The sequence below is a fragment of the Leptospira neocaledonica genome (assembly GCF_002812205.1).
Classification (GTDB): domain Bacteria; phylum Spirochaetota; class Leptospiria; order Leptospirales; family Leptospiraceae; genus Leptospira_B; species Leptospira_B neocaledonica.
Window position 1 is genome coordinate 49,736 of sequence record NZ_NPEA01000006.1, and the last position, 15,994, is coordinate 65,729.

16 protein-coding genes are annotated in these 15,994 nt (G+C 41.6%); 2 read left to right on the forward strand and 14 right to left on the reverse strand.

The window, feature by feature from the left end:
- Positions 1 to 51: 51 nt before the first annotated feature.
- From CH365_RS11480 to rpsF, 13 genes are all read right to left on the reverse strand, one after another.
- Positions 52 to 1,140 (reverse strand): hypothetical protein, encoded by a 1,089-nt coding sequence (locus tag CH365_RS11480; protein WP_100768720.1) that lies wholly within the window; start codon positions 1,138 to 1,140, stop codon positions 52 to 54.
- Complete coding sequence (locus CH365_RS11485) at positions 1,137 to 2,393, reverse strand: nicotinamide-nucleotide amidohydrolase family protein (RefSeq protein ID WP_100768721.1); 1,257 nt, start codon at positions 2,391 to 2,393, stop codon at positions 1,137 to 1,139. The genes CH365_RS11480 and CH365_RS11485 overlap by 4 nt, the downstream gene beginning before the upstream one ends.
- Positions 2,390 to 4,156: an arginine--tRNA ligase gene (gene argS, locus CH365_RS11490; RefSeq protein WP_100768722.1), complete on the reverse strand. Its 1,767-nt coding sequence runs from the start codon at positions 4,154 to 4,156 to the stop codon at positions 2,390 to 2,392. The genes CH365_RS11485 and argS overlap by 4 nt, the downstream gene beginning before the upstream one ends.
- A gap of 270 nt (positions 4,157 to 4,426) precedes the next feature.
- Positions 4,427 to 5,200: a DNA repair protein RecO gene (gene recO, locus CH365_RS11500; RefSeq protein ID WP_100768724.1), complete on the reverse strand. Its 774-nt coding sequence runs from the start codon at positions 5,198 to 5,200 to the stop codon at positions 4,427 to 4,429.
- Positions 5,173 to 5,529 carry an rRNA maturation RNase YbeY gene (gene ybeY, locus CH365_RS11505; protein ID WP_244283176.1) on the reverse strand — a complete coding sequence of 119 codons (357 nt, stop codon included), beginning with the start codon at positions 5,527 to 5,529 and terminating at the stop codon, positions 5,173 to 5,175. Before ybeY ends, recO begins: the two co-directional genes overlap by 28 nt.
- 127 nt (positions 5,530 to 5,656) lie before the next feature.
- Positions 5,657 to 8,065, reverse strand: coding sequence for an HD family phosphohydrolase (locus CH365_RS11510; protein ID WP_100768726.1), 2,409 nt, complete (start codon positions 8,063 to 8,065; stop codon positions 5,657 to 5,659).
- Complete coding sequence (locus tag CH365_RS11515; RefSeq protein ID WP_100768727.1) at positions 8,065 to 9,033, reverse strand: PhoH family protein; 969 nt, start codon at positions 9,031 to 9,033, stop codon at positions 8,065 to 8,067. Before CH365_RS11515 ends, CH365_RS11510 begins: the two co-directional genes overlap by 1 nt.
- A gap of 4 nt (positions 9,034 to 9,037) precedes the next feature.
- A complete protein-coding gene (aspS, locus tag CH365_RS11520; protein WP_100768728.1) occupies positions 9,038 to 10,843 on the reverse strand; it encodes an aspartate--tRNA ligase in 1,806 nt (601 codons plus the stop codon).
- 114 nt (positions 10,844 to 10,957) lie between these two features.
- Positions 10,958 to 12,280 (reverse strand): replicative DNA helicase, encoded by a 1,323-nt coding sequence (dnaB, locus tag CH365_RS11525; protein WP_100768729.1) that lies wholly within the window; start codon positions 12,278 to 12,280, stop codon positions 10,958 to 10,960.
- Between the two features lie 12 nt (positions 12,281 to 12,292).
- Positions 12,293 to 12,757 (reverse strand): 50S ribosomal protein L9, encoded by a 465-nt coding sequence (gene rplI, locus CH365_RS11530; protein ID WP_100768730.1) that lies wholly within the window; start codon positions 12,755 to 12,757, stop codon positions 12,293 to 12,295.
- Positions 12,758 to 12,767: 10 nt separating this feature from the next.
- The gene (rpsR, locus tag CH365_RS11535; RefSeq protein WP_100768731.1) at positions 12,768 to 13,082 is read right to left on the reverse strand and encodes a 30S ribosomal protein S18; all 315 of its coding nucleotides are present in this window, start codon (positions 13,080 to 13,082) and stop codon (positions 12,768 to 12,770) included.
- Positions 13,083 to 13,096: 14 nt separating this feature from the next.
- Positions 13,097 to 13,537, reverse strand: a complete 441-nt coding sequence (locus tag CH365_RS11540) for a single-stranded DNA-binding protein (RefSeq protein ID WP_100768732.1) — start codon at positions 13,535 to 13,537, stop codon at positions 13,097 to 13,099.
- On the reverse strand, positions 13,530 to 13,805 hold the full coding sequence (gene rpsF / locus CH365_RS11545) for a 30S ribosomal protein S6 (protein ID WP_100709504.1): 276 nt from the start codon (positions 13,803 to 13,805) through the stop codon (positions 13,530 to 13,532). The genes CH365_RS11540 and rpsF overlap by 8 nt, the downstream gene beginning before the upstream one ends.
- A 315-nt stretch (positions 13,806 to 14,120) precedes the next feature.
- Here rpsF and CH365_RS11550 point away from each other — a divergent pair, with 315 nt between their 5' ends.
- Together CH365_RS11550 and CH365_RS11555 are read left to right on the forward strand one after the other, a co-directional pair.
- Positions 14,121 to 14,399 (forward strand): FitA-like ribbon-helix-helix domain-containing protein, encoded by a 279-nt coding sequence (locus CH365_RS11550; protein ID WP_100768733.1) that lies wholly within the window; start codon positions 14,121 to 14,123, stop codon positions 14,397 to 14,399.
- The gene (locus CH365_RS11555; RefSeq protein WP_100768734.1) at positions 14,383 to 14,787 is read left to right on the forward strand and encodes a type II toxin-antitoxin system VapC family toxin; all 405 of its coding nucleotides are present in this window, start codon (positions 14,383 to 14,385) and stop codon (positions 14,785 to 14,787) included. The genes CH365_RS11550 and CH365_RS11555 overlap by 17 nt, the downstream gene beginning before the upstream one ends.
- Here CH365_RS11555 and CH365_RS11560 read toward each other — a convergent pair.
- The gene (locus tag CH365_RS11560; RefSeq protein ID WP_100768735.1) at positions 14,784 to 15,992 is read right to left on the reverse strand and encodes a CapA family protein; all 1,209 of its coding nucleotides are present in this window, start codon (positions 15,990 to 15,992) and stop codon (positions 14,784 to 14,786) included. The genes CH365_RS11555 and CH365_RS11560 overlap by 4 nt on opposite strands.
- Positions 15,993 to 15,994: the final 2 nt, after the last annotated feature.

Genomic DNA, 15,994 nt, shown 5'->3' on the forward strand with positions numbered 1-15,994 from the left:
CAGCATTATAAGACCCTTCGTGGCCCTGTGCGAAAATAAACTCTACGACTCTTATCTCGACAGTTCCTTATAAAGCACGATGTCGTTCCCTCCTTCTAAGAACGCTTCTCCTTTACGGCCAGAAGAATAAAAACGAAATGGTTTTTCTCCAGTGCGGATCTTTTCTTCTTTCAGGATAGAACCGTCTTCATCTAAAAAAAACAAGTTACCTTCCCATTCTCCTGCAAACCAAGAACCTGAATGGAATACCGTTTGGTAAACTGACTGTGCCTTGTTCCGATTTTTTTCGAAGAGGACTTTTCCTGATTTGGAATATAAAGTAAGTTTATCGGAGAAGCCCGCAAGCACTCCACCGCTATCTGAAACTGCGAGATTCACTTTATAAGGGATCACCCTGCCGAGATTCCATTCTTCGGATTCGGAACCGTCTCTATCGTATACCCGGATAAAGTCCCGGTTATTTTTCAGAAAATGAACTGCAATCTTTTGGCCATTTGCGGAGATCGAAATGCTTTTAGCAAATACCGGTTCTTTCTCCCCTAACTTTGCTTCGAATAATTTTTCTCCCTTCCCATCTAAAAGGAATAATTCCCCACCGGAAAATAGGACTGCTGTTTCTCCGTTAGAAATTCCTTTAGGAGCAAAGGAGATATCGGTTAAAAATCTACCGTCCAATTTTTTAGTACCCAAAGAATTTCCATTAATATCGGAAACCAAAACTTGGTTATTATCTCCGGACAAAAATAGGACGATGTTCCCATCAGGATGAATACGAGGATAACTTTTATAATCCTTGGCCCAAAGTAATTCTCCTGCTTCTGAAAAAAATTCTACAGAACTGCCAATCTTTTTATAAGCTAAATATCCTTTCGCTCTAAGAGGATATTCTATCCGGATCGAATCGTCAGTTGGGAGAGCTTCTCCCCATGGGATTCTGATATAAGAAGTTTTGGTTTTATATCCATTGAGAGTTCTTTCCGGATCAAAATCACTTCGTGGATCTGGAAAACTGGCCAACTTGGATTCTTTGTTCCAATACCAGGTTTTCTGCACAGTTCTCGCAGACTCGTATGGATTGCCTAAAAAATAATAAAATCCTAAAAAGAAAATAAAACTTAGGGCCAAAATCCTAGAGATCATACGAGTTTCCTCAATCGATTGTACATTAAATAAAGAGAAGTAGCGGCCACCACTTCCCGGAACAACTCCCTTTTAAAAGGTAGGAAGAGTTCCTTCACTTCCGTTTTCTCACCCTTAATATGGGTTCCTATAAATACAGTTCCTACTTTTTTTGTAGGAGTTCCGCCACCAGGACCAGCGATCCCAGTAATGCTAATTGCTAAATCCGTTCCGAGAAGTCTTGCTCCGTTATCCGCCATTTCGATGGCGGTTTCAGCACTAACCGCTCCGTGAGCTTCCAAAGTTTTCTTATTAACCCCTACTAGATTTTCTTTGATCAGATTGGAATAACTGACCACTGATCCTAAAAAATAATCAGAAGAACCTGCACGGTCAGTAAGTATTTTAGCTGCAAGTCCACCTGTGCAACTTTCGATCGTTCCGATGGTGAGTTTCTTTTCTGAGAGAAGTTTAGGAAATTCTTCGAATAAGTCCCCGGTACAGAGTCCTTTATACTTCTCTTTGGTCTTTTGGATCAGTTCTTGGACTAAAGTTTTGTCTTCTGATTGGTAAGTGACTCGTATAAATCCTTTTTTGGCGGCAACTCCCCAAACTGCTTTTCCGTTCTTTAAGGCCTCGATATCTATTATAAATTCTTGTTGGAATAAGGACTCGCTCATTCCCCAGATAAATAGAAAATCAGAGTGCAGTTCTCCAGAATGGAATTGTTTCTGGATAAGAGGAACCAATTCTTCCTTGAACATGGTTACCATCTCGGAAGGAACCCCAGGCATACATGCTAAATAAGCGCCTGGTTGGAGTTCCGACCAGAATCCCGGAGCAATTCCTACCGAGTTATTCAAACCGGTAGAATTAGATGGAATAGAAACCTGACGTAATGCAGTAGTCAGCGCTTCTTGGAATCCTTTTCCACGAAGACGATACAATGCCTGGAGCCTATCATGTGCTTTTTCATTTAGTACAGGTTGAGAAGAAGTGAGTTCGCAGACTACCTCTAAGGTATAATCGTCTTCCGTGGGTCCAAGTCCACCGGTCATCACGAGTAGGACCGGATTTTCTGAAGAGGCTGTAGCAGCTAAATTTTTTAGTTCATCGGCGATCAGTTTTGGATCATCAGGCAATACCAGGAATTTTTCAGTAGAATATCCTAATCCAAAGAGTTCGTTTGCGATCCAGGAAGAATTTGTATCTTGGCTTCTTCCCGCAGTCAGTTCAGAACCTGTGGAAATGACTGTGACCCGAGGTGGATTCAATCTTCTTTCTCCAATCTTTCCGGAGCGGAAACACCGAGTAGAGCTAAACCTTCTGCGAGTACGACACGAACCGCTTGGCAAATTCTTGCGAGTCCGAGTCTTGTAGATTCATCCGAATCTTTCAGCCTATTATTTTTTGTTATATAAAACTGAGTGAATGCTCTTGCAAGATTCTGGAGATAATTCGCGATACGATGTGGTTCCAAGGTGGCAGCAGCATCCAGCACTTCTTCCGGGAAACGAGAGATCCAGAAAAGAAGTCTTTTTCTTTCCTCTGTCATTTCAAGGTTTTCTAATGCTTTTTGATCCGAGTTAGTCCCTACTTCTCTGAATATTGAACAAACTCTTGCATGAGCATATTGTAAATAAAATACGGGATTTTTATCCGACTCATCTTTTGCCAGATCCAAGTCGAAATCCAAAGGAGAATCCAAGGACCTCATAGTGAAGAAATAACGTGCAACATCCTTAGCATGTTTTCCCAAATAACCGAGAAGATCTTCCATGGTCTGGAATTCTCCTGCACGTTTACTCATCTTCATTTTCTGGCCGGCCATGAGAAGATTCACTTGTTGAGCAATGATCACTTGGAAATTTTCTTTAGGATAACCTAAGGCCTGCACGGCACCCGCAAGCCTTGCGATGTAACCGTGATGGTCCGGCCCCCAGATATCTATAATTTTCTCATAACCTCTGGAAATTTTATCATTATGATAAGCAATATCTGCGAGAAGGTATGTAGGACGTCCATCGTCTCGAACGACTACACGATTTTTATCGTCTCCATAGTCCTCGGATTTAAAGAGTTGTTTACCTTCTTCTTCAAAAATTTTTCCAGATTTTTTTAAATCTTCCAATACACCTAAAACTTTTCCGGCCTCATGAAGTGTGGTTTCGGAGAAGAATCGATTGAAGTTTATTCCGAATAGATCCAGGTCTCTTTTTTGCCAGACCAAATTGGATTCCACAGTCCAACGGGAACATTTTTCAGCGAGAACGGAATATTCCTTTTTCTCTAGATGGGATTTGATCTCTTTTCCAGTATTCTGATTTTCTAATAATTGGTTGGCTATGATTTTGAGGTAATCTCCCCTATATCCTTCCGCTGGAATCACATTTTGAGAAAGTAATTCTTCAATAGATCTTCCGTCCTCTGCATTCTCTTGGATAGAAGAAGATTCTCCCAAAATTTCCCGGATCCTTACCATCGTGGAAACTCCAAGTAAAAACACCTGGTTCCCATAATCGTTTACATAAAATTCCTTATCTACGGAATGCCCGACTGCCTTGAGCAAGTTTGCAAAAGCTTCTCCGGTAGCGGCAGCTCTTGCGGAAACTATATTTAAAGGTCCGGTAGGATTCGCGCTTACGAATTCTAAATTTACTTTTTTAGGATTTTCTAATTTAGGAAAAATATCATTTTTTTGGATCGTAGATTCTAAGAAACGGATCAGAAAAGAAGAAGAAATTCTAAAATTCACAAAGCCAGGAGAAGTAAAATCCACTTTTTCAAATAAATCTGTTCGAGCCTGCAGATAACCTACAAGAAGTGCCGCCGAATCCAAAGGTTTTTTGCCTAAAAGTTTAGAATTTTCCAAAGCGAAAGAAGTGGAATAATCACCGAAGGATTCCTCTCTGGAATATTCTATTCGGATCCTAAGATCTCCAAAGGAAACGTTATGCGCTTCCTTTTCGCAATAGAGTTTTACCCCTTCCTTTAAAGCTTCTAAAACGAGTTGTTTGAGCGTTTCCGTTTCTTTCATTCTATCTTTTGTAATAGTTCCTATTTTTTAAGGGAGTTATCATCCCAATCCGGAAACAACCTTTTGCTTCCAATCAGTTTCCAACTTTTATCCAGGGCCCCAAGGACCAGATTTTTCTCTCTAAGGATACATTCAAGATATTGGCAATTTCTGCCGGCCTCGGCGATAACAGGGCGAGGCGGGACGTCTTTTTTCCCCCACCTTTCCTGAAGGACGATCAGAAAAATCAGACCCACAGTATAGATAAGTAAAAACGCAGTTTTAAAAAGTTTATCCAAGATTTTCCCCTAATGATTCGTACAACATAGGTTCCGATTTGAGTCTTTTTCCAAGAAGAGGTTTTAAGGCCCGGTTGCTTAAGCTATCCGCCTCCTTCAGGAGTTCAAGGGAAATCTTTTTGTCCTTCAGATCCCTGTATCTCAATGCCAGGCAATCTTGGACGAATAATACGAGTCCAAACTTGTCAGGTTTAGGCGTTCCACAATCGCCGCATACGATCTCAAAATGGGTCTCGTCCAAACTGCAAGATTGGATCTCCGAGAGATTTTTTCCGCAGCTAGCGCATTCCATTTCCTTGGATAAAAAACCGCCTACATATAATAATTTCAGTTTGAAAAAAGGCAAGAAGACAGGTTTGTAACCATCTTCATCTAATTCCTTCAAGGCGCCCAGAAGAAGTTTATATTCCATTGGATGAGAACCCCCTTCCGTCAAAAAGGAAGAAACTAATTCCACCAGATAAGAAACCAAAACAGTTCCTGAATATCCTGTTTTAGCTTTATCGAATCTTCTGATCAATCCGATCTCTTTTACGTTAAACGTCTCTCTTCCTTGGGTGAAATAATAATCTAAAACTGTTAACGATCCTGGTTCTACTGCAGCGATAGGTCTTGTTTTACTTTTTTTGATTCCTTTTACTCGAAAACTTCCTACTTCTCCTTCTTCCGGTAGAAGGCGCAAAAATGCATCCCCTTCCGGAAGGATGCGACTTTCCATTACGATTCCTGTCGTTTTTTTTAAGGCCCCAGGACCAGATCCAGACATAGATCCTCCTTCTCCTTCATTAGAGCCTCGTCCTCTTCTCCTCGTTCATGATCATAACCGATTAAATGTAAAAATCCGTGCACAAATAATCTGAAAAATTCATCCTCTTCACTATGGCCGATACTCTTTGCCTGAGCCTTGCATGTATCCCAGGAGATCACAATTTCTCCTAAACTCAGGATAGGTCCAAAATTTTCTTTTTTGCTCGGGGGAAGTTCCCAAGGAGTAAGATCAAAACTTAAGGGAAAAGAAAGAACATCCGTAGCATAATTTTTAGCTCTTCTGACTCGATTTAATTCTCGAATAGATTCATCGTCTGTCAGAACCAAAGAAAGATGGGTAGTTACATTAGGAAAAGCGAATGCACTTAGGACTTTCCAGCGAGACTCAAGAGAAGATTCAGAAAGCCAAGAAGGAATAGAATTCGGATCGAAATCCGAAGAGAATTCAAACAAATCAATGACTCTTAGGGGCGTGTTTCCCCAGAATATTTTTGTTCTTCTCCTCTAAAGCTTTTGTGTCCTCAGGTTTAGGATATTTAGGCCTAGAGTGAAGACTAGAAAGAAGAACTTCTTTAAAGGAAAATTTTACAACTTCCAAATCTCCTAAGGTTAGTCCGCATTCGTCCAATTGGTTTTCCGCTAATTTACCGTTTACGATCTTAGTGATAAGAGTATCTAAGGATTCCGGAGTCACCTCTTCCAAGGATCTACTCGCAGCTTCCAAACTATCAGCAATCATCACGATCGCAGTTTCCTTTCTTTGAGGTTTAGGTCCCGGATATTGAAAATCGGCTTTTTTAAGTTTTTTCTTTTGAGCGGGAGAAAGTTCCGCAAGTGCCTTATGATAAAAGAACGCCATGGTAGAAGTTCCATGATGTTCCGGAATAAAATCGATTACTTCTCTAGGAAGTCTCGCCTTCTTCGCCATCTCAATTCCATCCAAGACGTGATCTATGACGATCTTTGCAGCCTTAGCAGGATTGTTCTTATCAATGTTTTCCTTTTTAGGGATCAGGTGCTGGTTCTCTACGAAAAATCCTGCATTCGGGATCTTACCGATATCATGGAAATACACACCCACCCTGGTCAAAAGCCAATCCAATTCCAGATTTTGGGCGGCTCTTTCCGACATAGCAGCTACCAAAAAAGTATGGGTATAAGTAGAAGGTGCCTTGGTTAATAATTCCTGCAATAACGGGTGGCCTGTATCCGCAAGTTCCATGAGTTTAAATCTAGTTGGAATATTGAATACGTACTCATAGATAGGAAGCAATAGCTGAGTCAAAGTAGAACAGACAAATCCATTCACTAAACATAATAAATACAATCTGAATATATTCGATTCCCAAAGGTCTCTCAAATGGGAGCCGGACGGAACAGCCACCCAATAATTCCTGGAATCGAACAGATAACCGGAAGAAGAGATCAACATTTGGACCAAGGCCATATAGAACCCAGCCTTGATAAAATCGATCCTCTTTCTCATTTTTCTTCCATATGTAGCCGCAACCACAGTCATTACGAAGGCAAGAATGAAAGAAGTCGGATTATATCTGGAAGCAGCAAACACAAAGAAGGAAAGGAAAAAGCCTATCGCAATCGATAATTGTTCGTCATAGATCATGGACAGGATCAAACAAACCATTCCGGTCGGAATCACAAGAGCGAAGTAAAAAACAGAATCGTAACTATTCTCGAAACTAAAGAATGCCTTGGACGCCAAATAAGTCCAGAGCACCAAGGACCAGATCAATGTGAACACAATCACATTACTCGAAACGTCGTTCAATCGTTTCGGATTATACTTCTTCAAGAACGCATATACTATGATTACAAAAATAGATTGAATAAGGAGGATGGAGATAATGGATGCGATATTTGCTCGAGTAGCATATCTGTTCACTATCTGCATTCTCTGATAGATATCCGGAGTGATAATTTCTCCGGCTTTTACTATGGTTTCCCCAGCATTTATCCTACTGCTAATAGGCTCCGTTCTATCCATAACGGCTTGTTTTTGGTTTTTAGTTTCTTCTGCGTTATACGTACAGGCGGGATTGGAATACACATAAGTCAGTGCAAGTTTTTGGATGACTGCGAGTAGCTGAGGGTCTGTGGCTTGTAACTTCTCTGCTGCTAAACGATTCAGAGTTTCTATCGTGGCATTATCTCTATACAGATACATGCGAGGAATTACGAGTGTCCCTTCAACTGAGGAAATTTGTTCCTTATTCCCGCTTGCACCGGAGTTACGTATCCTTGCTTCCGCCGCACGAATAGCGGAATAATCAGCAGGCTGGTCCCTCAGAACACAAAAATTAGAAAAAACTAAATTACTATATTGCTGGACCAGATCTCGAACTCTAGATTTGCCTGGTGTCTTAAGTAGGAGTTCCAACTCTTCTTTGGATCTATTCTTCCATCTAGGAACAGCAGCCAATAATTCTGCGGAAGTTTTCACTTCTCCCGTAGGTTTTGGCTCCCTATACTTCTCCATATCCTCTTGGATAGCGGGACGAATTATATCTATTAGAACTCTATAATCTCTGTCAAAAAAATTCGGAGCGGATTGAAACGCCTTTAGCCTTTTGGCCTTCGTTTTTTCTTCGTCTTCGTAAACTATATCTTTGGTGGAAACAACCTTATCCAAAGCATTCTTGCCTTCCGAATAAGGACCGTCTTGAGAAAGATTAATTTTATCCTGACCGAAAAATGGGATCGCCAGCATCCAGGTCACGATGATCAAAGTGATCGCCGTGAGGATTACTTGGAATTTTCTCACGAAAGAAATTGGACGGATCTTGGTCAAGGTATCCGTGATCCAAGCCATTCCTCTTTCTAAAAGTGATCCCAGTGGAAACATTACAATTCCTCGAACTTCCTCACGATGGTCTCTACCAACGGGTGTCTCGTAATATCTTCTTTTCCGAAAAACACCTGGCCGATTCCTTCGGTCTGTCTGAACAAGTTTACCACACGATCGAAACCGGATCTACCATGTTCTAAGTCGACTTGGGTTACGTCCCCCGAGATACACATCCTGGAATTACGGCCCAAACGGGTCATAATCATCTTAAGCTGAGCAAGAGTACAGTTTTGGGCCTCGTCCAAAATGATAAAACTTTTGGAAAGTGTCCTTCCTCTCATGAATGCAACTGGTGCGATCTCAATTTTAGTAAGTGCGATATACTCTTGCGTTTTTTCGAAACCGATACATTCGTTCAAAGCATCATATACCGGACGAAGATATGGATCCACTTTTTGATTCAGATCTCCGGGTAAAAATCCAAGATTCTCTCCTGCTTCTACCGCAGGTCTTGTTAAAACGATCTTATCCACGATCCCATTTTGTAGAAATCTGCAAGCCATTGCGACGGATAAGAATGTTTTTCCGGTTCCGGCGGGACCTATTCCAAAAGTGATCAGATTATTTAAGAAAGATTGAATATACTTTTCCTGATTTTTCGTCCTGGAATAAAGATGTTTTCCCTTATATGTGGTAAGTATTTTTTCGGTAGGTTTGAAGGGCTCATCGTCCGACTTGCGCTCTTCCTTCTTCTTTTCGCGAGTAGCTTGTTTAAGAAGATAACCGAAATCGAAGGAATCCGTAAAGTCCCGATCCGGTCTGTCCCGATAATTGGTTTCCAATAATCTGAAAAAATCCAGAGCGAATTCCACCTTAGTGGGAATTCCTTCCACTTGGAAACCGTTCCCTCTAGGGATTAAATCGATCTCCAATTGTTTTTCCAAATTTCTGACACCTGCATCGTTGATCCCGCAGATCTTACGATACAGGTCTTGGTTTTCGAAAGTAAATTGTTCTTTCCTGATACGATTAAACCTTTATCAACCTAAGCTTCAATTCCTGGAGCTGTTTCTCTTCCACTTCAGACGGACATTCGCTCATTAAACAAACACCTTTCTGGGTTTTAGGGAATGCGATCACATCTCTGATGGATTTTCCACCGGTCATCAGCATCAATATCCTATCGATACCAAATGCAATCCCACCATGAGGAGGTGCCCCATATTCCAAAGCCTCTAATAAGAAGCCGAATTTTTCTTTAGCTTCCTCAGGTCCGATCCCCAAAGTGGAGAAGACTCGAGTCTGCACATCCTTGGAATGGATACGAATGGAACCTCCACCGATCTCCACACCATTTAGCACCAGATCATAGGCTTTTGCGAGTGCGTTTCCTGCATCTTTTTGGAGTCTTTCCTCGGAAGAAAAAATTTCCAAACTGGAATCTCCAGGAGAAGTGAACGGATGGTGCAAAGAATCCCAGCGTTTGCTGTCCTTATTCCACTCGAACATCGGAAAGTCTACGATCCAGGAAATATGAAAGCTTCCTTCTGCAGGTTTGTCAAATCTTTCCGAAAGTTTCAGACGTAATGCGCCCAGAGAATGGTTTACGATCTCTCTTTCATCCGCTCCGAAAAAGACCATGTCCCCTTCTTTTGAGCCGACTGCACTTGCAATTTTGGAAAGAGCTTCCGGAGTAAATCTTTTTGTAATAGTGGATTCTAATCCTTCTGCCCCATGTTTCATGTATGCGAGGCCTTTCGCTTTATAATCTCTGTTTAACCAAGCAGTCAGATCTTCGATCTCTTTTCTGGAGATTACAGAACCGCCAGGAACACAGACCGCTTTTACGACTCCACCGTTTGCGACAGCACCTGCAAATACTTGGAAATCGGAATTTTTTACGATCTCGGAAACATCTACCAATTTCATTCCAAAACGAAGGTCAGGCTTGTCGGAACCGTATTCTTCCATAGCTTGTTTATAAGGCATTCTGGAGAATGGGCCCTTGAATTCCAGACTGAACACATCCTTCATCACTTGGGAGAATAGGCCTTCAATCTCGGCAAGGATCTCTTCTTGGGAAACGAAGGAGAATTCCATGTCCAGCTGAGTAAACTCAGGCTGTCTGTCTGCTCTAAGATCCTCGTCACGGAAACATTTTACGATTTGGAAATATCTCTCCATTCCTCCCACCATCAGGATCTGCTTGAAGATCTGAGGGGATTGTGGAAGAGCATAAAATGAATTCGGATTTAGACGAGAAGGAACCAAAAAGTCACGCGCACCTTCCGGAGTGGACTTGTTTAGGATCGGAGTTTCTATCTCCACAAATTTGCGGGAGTTTAGATAATTACGAATTGCAAATACGAACTCGTGACGTTTTAACATCCTGTTTTTGAGTTCATCCCTTCTGAAATCCAAGTATCTGTATTTGAGTCGGTTTTCTTCCGAAATTTCTTCAAACTCATCCAAGGAGAATGGAGGAGTTTTTGCTTGGTTCAGAATGATCAATTGGTCCGCTACAAGTTCGATTGTCCCGGTTTTCATTTTGGGATTGATACTTTCCGCATCACGTTTTCTCAATGTTCCTCGGACTGCGATCACGTATTCAGAACGGATCTTTTCCGCTGCCGCAAAATTTTCTCCCAGGATTTCTTTACGTAATACTACTTGCAGGATTCCCGTTCTGTCTCGGAGGTCCACAAAGATGACTCCGCCTTGGTCTCGGAATCGGAAAGACCAGCCGAATAGAGTGAGAGTTTTTCCTTCTTGGGCTTCGGACGTTTCTCCTGCCCAGGCTCTTGATTTATAACCTTCTAAAATCCAATCTTCCAAAGAATCCAGTTCCTTATTTTATATTATAAAAACTCGTTCCAAAACTACTCTTAGAACGGACAAGAGAGCCATCATTTCGATTAATAAAGACGGCCCTTAGGATCCCAAACGGGACTACACGTTATCAAATCTGGAAAGTTCAGGTCGGAAGGCAAGTGGAAAAGAACCTGTTGGTCCGGACCTGTTTTTGGCGATGATGATCTCAGCCATCCCTTTCATTCTAGGATCTTCCTCTTCGTCCTTTCCCTTCTCTCCCCGATAGATGAATGTAACAATATCCGCGTCCTGCTCGATCGCACCCGACTCCCTTAAGTCGGCAAGTTGAGGTCTTTGGTCCTTGGATCTTTGCTCGATGGATCGGTTCATCTGAGAAAGTGCGATGACCGGACATCTCGCCTCTTTGGCCATCTGCTTTAGTGCCCTGGAAATGGAGGAAACCTCTTGTTGCCTTCCCCCATCCCTATTTTTGGGATCGTTCATGAGCTGTAAGTAGTCCACAATGATAAGCCCAAGATTTTCGTTGGTAAGAAGTTTACGGACCCTTCCCTTAAAATCATCCACACTCAGTGCACCAGAGTCATCAATGTATATGGGAGAAGAAGTTACCTTAATGATTGCATCAATCAGTTTGGGTGCATCCGACTTGGTCACTTCGGAACGTTTTAATTTATTGGATTCCACTTGGGCATAGGAGCAGACCAGTTTGAGCAGAAGTTCCATTCTACTCATCTCTAAGGAAAAAATCACCACCGGTCGGTTATGGATGAGAGCCACATTGGATGCGATATTTAAGGCCAAGGTGGTCTTACCGTTACCAGGTCTTGCAGCCAGAACCATCATCTCGTATTCTTTTAAACCGGAAGTCATCTCATCGAACTGGGTGAAATTCGTTCTAAGCCCTTTAATCTGGCCTCGGCTCTCCATGATCTCTTTGATATATTCTGAGAGAGCCGCCTTATCCCCGGAAACAGGAAGAAGTCCTTTTACATCCGCAGATCTAGAGACATCCGTAAGGCTTTGTTCAATTTGATTGAATACTGACTCGTTTTCGCCCGGCTCTTTCTGGATCAATTCCAGGGCGTTCATTAATAATTTAGAATATTTTCTTCTTTCGGAAAGACGTTTGATCCTTTCCGCATAATAACCCAGTGGATGGGAAACTACGGAATCCTTATAAAGAGAATAAATATATTCATATTCTCTTTCCGGATCTTTGAGTAGAGAGTTTTCTTTTAAGAAGTTTAGGACGGAAACCGGGTCTACTGCGGTCCTTTTGTCCACAAGGTCTAGAATCGCCTTGTAAATCCTTCTGTTTGTATCTTGGTAAAAATCCTCAGGAACGAGGGGAATATCGATTAGATTATCCGCTCCTTTAAGAAGCAGAAATCCGAGAAAAGATTTCTCGGATTCCAATTCAAACAAGGAGTCGGATTGCATTCTTGTTCCGGATTACGCTTCGGTAGAAACGACTTCCTCTTTCTTCACATTTACAGTGATAGTTGGGAGGATACCTTCTGCAAGACGCACTTTCAATTTATAGGAACCTAGGTTGCGGATAGGCTCTGGGAATTCGATTTTACGTTTGTCTACTTCGAATCCAGCGGTTTTTAATAATGCTGCAACATCAGCAGGAGTTACCGCTCCAAAAAGTTTATCGCCACCTCCGGTTTTAACGGAAATTTCGAATTCTTTTCCGTTCAATCCAGAAGATACAGATTCCATATCTTTTTTGCGTTTTTCTTTTTTAAGATCCGCAAGTTTCTTCTGGTGAAGAGCCATTTTGGTCTTACCTTCAGAAGCTCTTACAGCAAGTCTTTGAGGAAAAAGAAAATTACGAGCGAATCCGTCCGCAACTTCCTTTACATCACCCGCATCTCCTAAGTTAGAAACATCTTTTTGTAATATTACTCTCATTTGTTTCTCCTCAGTTTACTTTAAACGGCAGAAGACCGATGCTGCGCGCTTTGCGAATTTCTCTCGCAAGAATTCTTTGGTATTTTGCGGAAGTTCCAGTAATTCTTCTTGGAATGATCTTACCACGGTTAGTAATGAATCTTTCCAAAAGTTCCGTGTTCTTATAATTGATCTGCTTAGCAAGTTCAGGGTCTGCAGTAAAACGGCAAACTTTCTTCTTATACTTGTTTTGCTTTTTAGGCGGGCGTCCTCCGTCTTGATCTAAAGGCATGCCCTCAGCAGTAATTTCCTGCTTTAATTCTTCTTGTATTTCATTATCTGACATGATTGTTGTCCTCGTTAAAAAGGTATATCGTCGTCCATTCCGGAACTTCCCATATCATCTTGAGCAGATGAATAAGAAGAAGATCCGCTACTTGCGGAAGAGCCGTACTCTCCGCTTCCATTCTCCCTTGCACCACCGATCATCTGGAAATTTTCCACAACGATACGAATGCGGGAGGCCTTCTTGCCTTCCATGGTTTCCCAGGTATCCTGCTTCAGGCGTCCCTCGATTACGAGTTGTTTGCCTTTCTTGCAGTATTGCTGGATGATATCCGCGCCTTTTCCCCAAGCCTCGCAGTCGAAAAAATGAGTTTCCTCTTTTTTCTCTCCGCCGGTTACATAAGTGCGACCGTTAGCTAAGGAAAAATTCACAAGAGAAGTCCCGTTCACGGTTTTGAATTCCGGATCACGGGTCAGGCGCCCAACAAGGGTCACCCGATTGATATCGTTAGCCATTGAGGCGGACGATCATAGAGCGCAGTAAATTTTGGTTCAGACCAAAGTCACGCTCTACCTTTTCTAAGGCGGATTGTTCTGCATTCACTTTGAAGTGAGTGAATATTCCGTAGTCTTGGTGTTGGATTGGATGCCAAAGTTTCTTTTGACCCCATTCTTCTTCTGCGGTCACGTTGATGGAATGCTTTTTGAAGATCTCTAGGACCTCAGTTTTAGCTACTTCCTTCGCGGTTGAACGCGTGATTGTAGTTATCTCGTAGTTTCTCAAAAGTTTCTCCTATGGGAAAATGCCCGTCTGCGCAATGCGGCGAGCAGAAGAACCGAATTTTGTCCTATTTTCGGCTTTAGGGGCAAGGGGTCAAGTGGAATGTATTTGGGCGTCTTAGGCACCAAAAATGTTGCTAAGGCGTAATTAGAATGAGTATTCCGGGACCTTCTTCTTTTCTTAATTTTCATTTTCCAAGTCCGTCCTTTGACTCTCCAAAATGCGAAGGAATCTATTTTCTACCCTGTAACCCAATTCTTCATGAATTTCGCTTGTAATTTCATGAAATTGAATCACCCTTTGTGGGAGGTTCGGAATATGGCAAACTTACAAGTCAGGGACATAGACGACAGACTCTACGAAGCATTAAAAAGGAGGGCCGAAATGGAACACAGATCCATAAGCCAAGAAGTAGTTCTTCTAATTGAAAACTATCTAGCCCACGACAATAAAGAATCCGAACGTAAGACCTTAGGTTTCTTAGAATTATCAGGTTCCTGGGTAGATGACAGAAGTTCTGACAAGATCGTAAAGGACATACGTTCCTCTCGAACCAAGAACACCTTAGGAAAGGATACAGATGAGCTATTTGATTGATACAGATATTATCATTTATAGCTTAAAAGAAGATCCTATTGTTCGGCAAAATTTTTTGGACCGTAAAAATTCTATCAAATCAATCTCAGTAATCACTTATGGAGAATTGATCTTTGGAGCCCAGAAATCTTCTTACAAAGAAAGAAATCTGGCTACGGTCCGGAGAATTGCCGAACTTTTTCCGGTGATAGAGTTGACCGAAGGAATTATGGAAACTTACGGAGAACTCAAAGCCATCCAACAGAAAAAAGGAAATACGGTAGAGGATTTTGATCTACTCATTGGATCCACTGCTTTGTATTTGAATTATACCTTAGTCACGAATAACGAAAGGCATTTCCAAAAAATCCCAGGACTAAAAATCGAAAACTGGGCCTATGTTTCCTAGTCTAATTCCACCCAACCTCTGTCTCCTTCTATCCGAATCTTAGTGCCCAAATCTTGGGATAGAACCGCAACCTCTTTCAAAAAATTCTCAGCTTCCTTTCCTTCAAGTGGCCTAACCAAATGATCTTCGTTCTGAAACTTTCCGAAAATGGGAACAAGCTCGATATTGATCAATTTACTTTTTTTAATATGGAGTATTACGATTAAGTTATGGTTTAAGTAGGCATTCCTACTTCCGAAGATCAGATTTCCCAAAGAATAAAATATGATCGTATTTCCTATTTTTTCGATACCTTGGGGAATATGAGGATGATGCCCCACTATGATATCCAATCCGCCCTCAGCCAAAGTTTTTGCGATCTTTCTTTGCTCGATTGTGGGGAATGGAGAATACTCGACTCCCCAATGTAGAGAAAAAATTCTAAATTGTTTTCCTGGAAAATTCGTTTTAGATTTTTTATCTCTTTTAGAAATTCGAGGTGAATTCAGCTGGGATTTTTCTATCTGGAACTTTTTCAGGATCAATTCCGGATCCAGAGGCATAACACCTGGGCTTTGTCCTGCGTAATGTGATCTACCTTCTGCCACATTAGTTGCAGAATAAATTCTAAGATATGTATCCTTCCCTTCCCAGATCCAAGGACGAAAAGCGGACTCTAAATTTTTTCCGGCTCCTATAGAAGCAATCTTTCTCTCCCCTAAAAATTTTAGAGTTTCTTCCAATCCTTCCGGACCATGATCCATTGCGTGATTGTTTCCTAAGGAAACAAGATCGACTCCTAAAAAGCTCATACTTTCCAAATCGGATTCTTTTGCCTGGAAGACGTAAGCCTTACCATGATCCCAACTTTTTTCAGAGACTACAGGAGTTTCTAAATTTAAGACTCTTAGATCTGCACTTTCGAAAACCGATTTTAAACCTTTAACTGGAGCCAATTCTCCCTTGGACTTGATCGTGTCCCGGATTCCCCAATTAAACATCACGTCTCCGCCCAATAGAACTTTTACTAATTCGGGATCTTCTTCCTTTCCAAATAACTTTTCTATTTGGGTTTCGATCTTATCTACGATACTTGTTTGTGTTTCCGGAGGTTTTTCCGACCCGGAAGAATTTTCCGGAATCCCAGTACAGTAAAGCGTGAGTAAAAGCGGAAAACAGAAAAGAATCCGGATCGAAGAAAAGAGGTGTTTTCGAAAAAACAACATGT

Excerpts from the sequence above, each read along its gene's own strand:
- CH365_RS11480 (WP_100768720.1), bottom strand. The coding sequence starts at position 1,140 with ATGATCTCTAGGATTTTGGCCCTAAGTTTTATTTTCTTTTTAGGATTT.
- argS (WP_100768722.1), bottom strand. The coding sequence starts at position 4,156 with ATGAAAGAAACGGAAACGCTCAAACAACTCGTTTTAGAAGCTTTAAAG.
- recO (WP_100768724.1), bottom strand. The coding sequence starts at position 5,200 with ATGTCTGGATCTGGTCCTGGGGCCTTAAAAAAAACGACAGGAATCGTA.
- CH365_RS11510 (WP_100768726.1), bottom strand. The coding sequence starts at position 8,065 with ATGTTTCCACTGGGATCACTTTTAGAAAGAGGAATGGCTTGGATCACG.
- dnaB (WP_100768729.1), bottom strand. The coding sequence starts at position 12,280 with ATGCAATCCGACTCCTTGTTTGAATTGGAATCCGAGAAATCTTTTCTC.
- rplI (WP_100768730.1), bottom strand. The coding sequence starts at position 12,757 with ATGAGAGTAATATTACAAAAAGATGTTTCTAACTTAGGAGATGCGGGT.
- rpsR (WP_100768731.1), bottom strand. The coding sequence starts at position 13,082 with ATGTCAGATAATGAAATACAAGAAGAATTAAAGCAGGAAATTACTGCT.
- CH365_RS11540 (WP_100768732.1), bottom strand. The coding sequence starts at position 13,537 with ATGGCTAACGATATCAATCGGGTGACCCTTGTTGGGCGCCTGACCCGT.
- CH365_RS11550 (WP_100768733.1), top strand. The coding sequence starts at position 14,121 with ATGGCAAACTTACAAGTCAGGGACATAGACGACAGACTCTACGAAGCA.
- CH365_RS11555 (WP_100768734.1), top strand. The coding sequence starts at position 14,383 with ATGAGCTATTTGATTGATACAGATATTATCATTTATAGCTTAAAAGAA.
- CH365_RS11560 (WP_100768735.1), bottom strand. The coding sequence starts at position 15,992 with ATGTTGTTTTTTCGAAAACACCTCTTTTCTTCGATCCGGATTCTTTTC.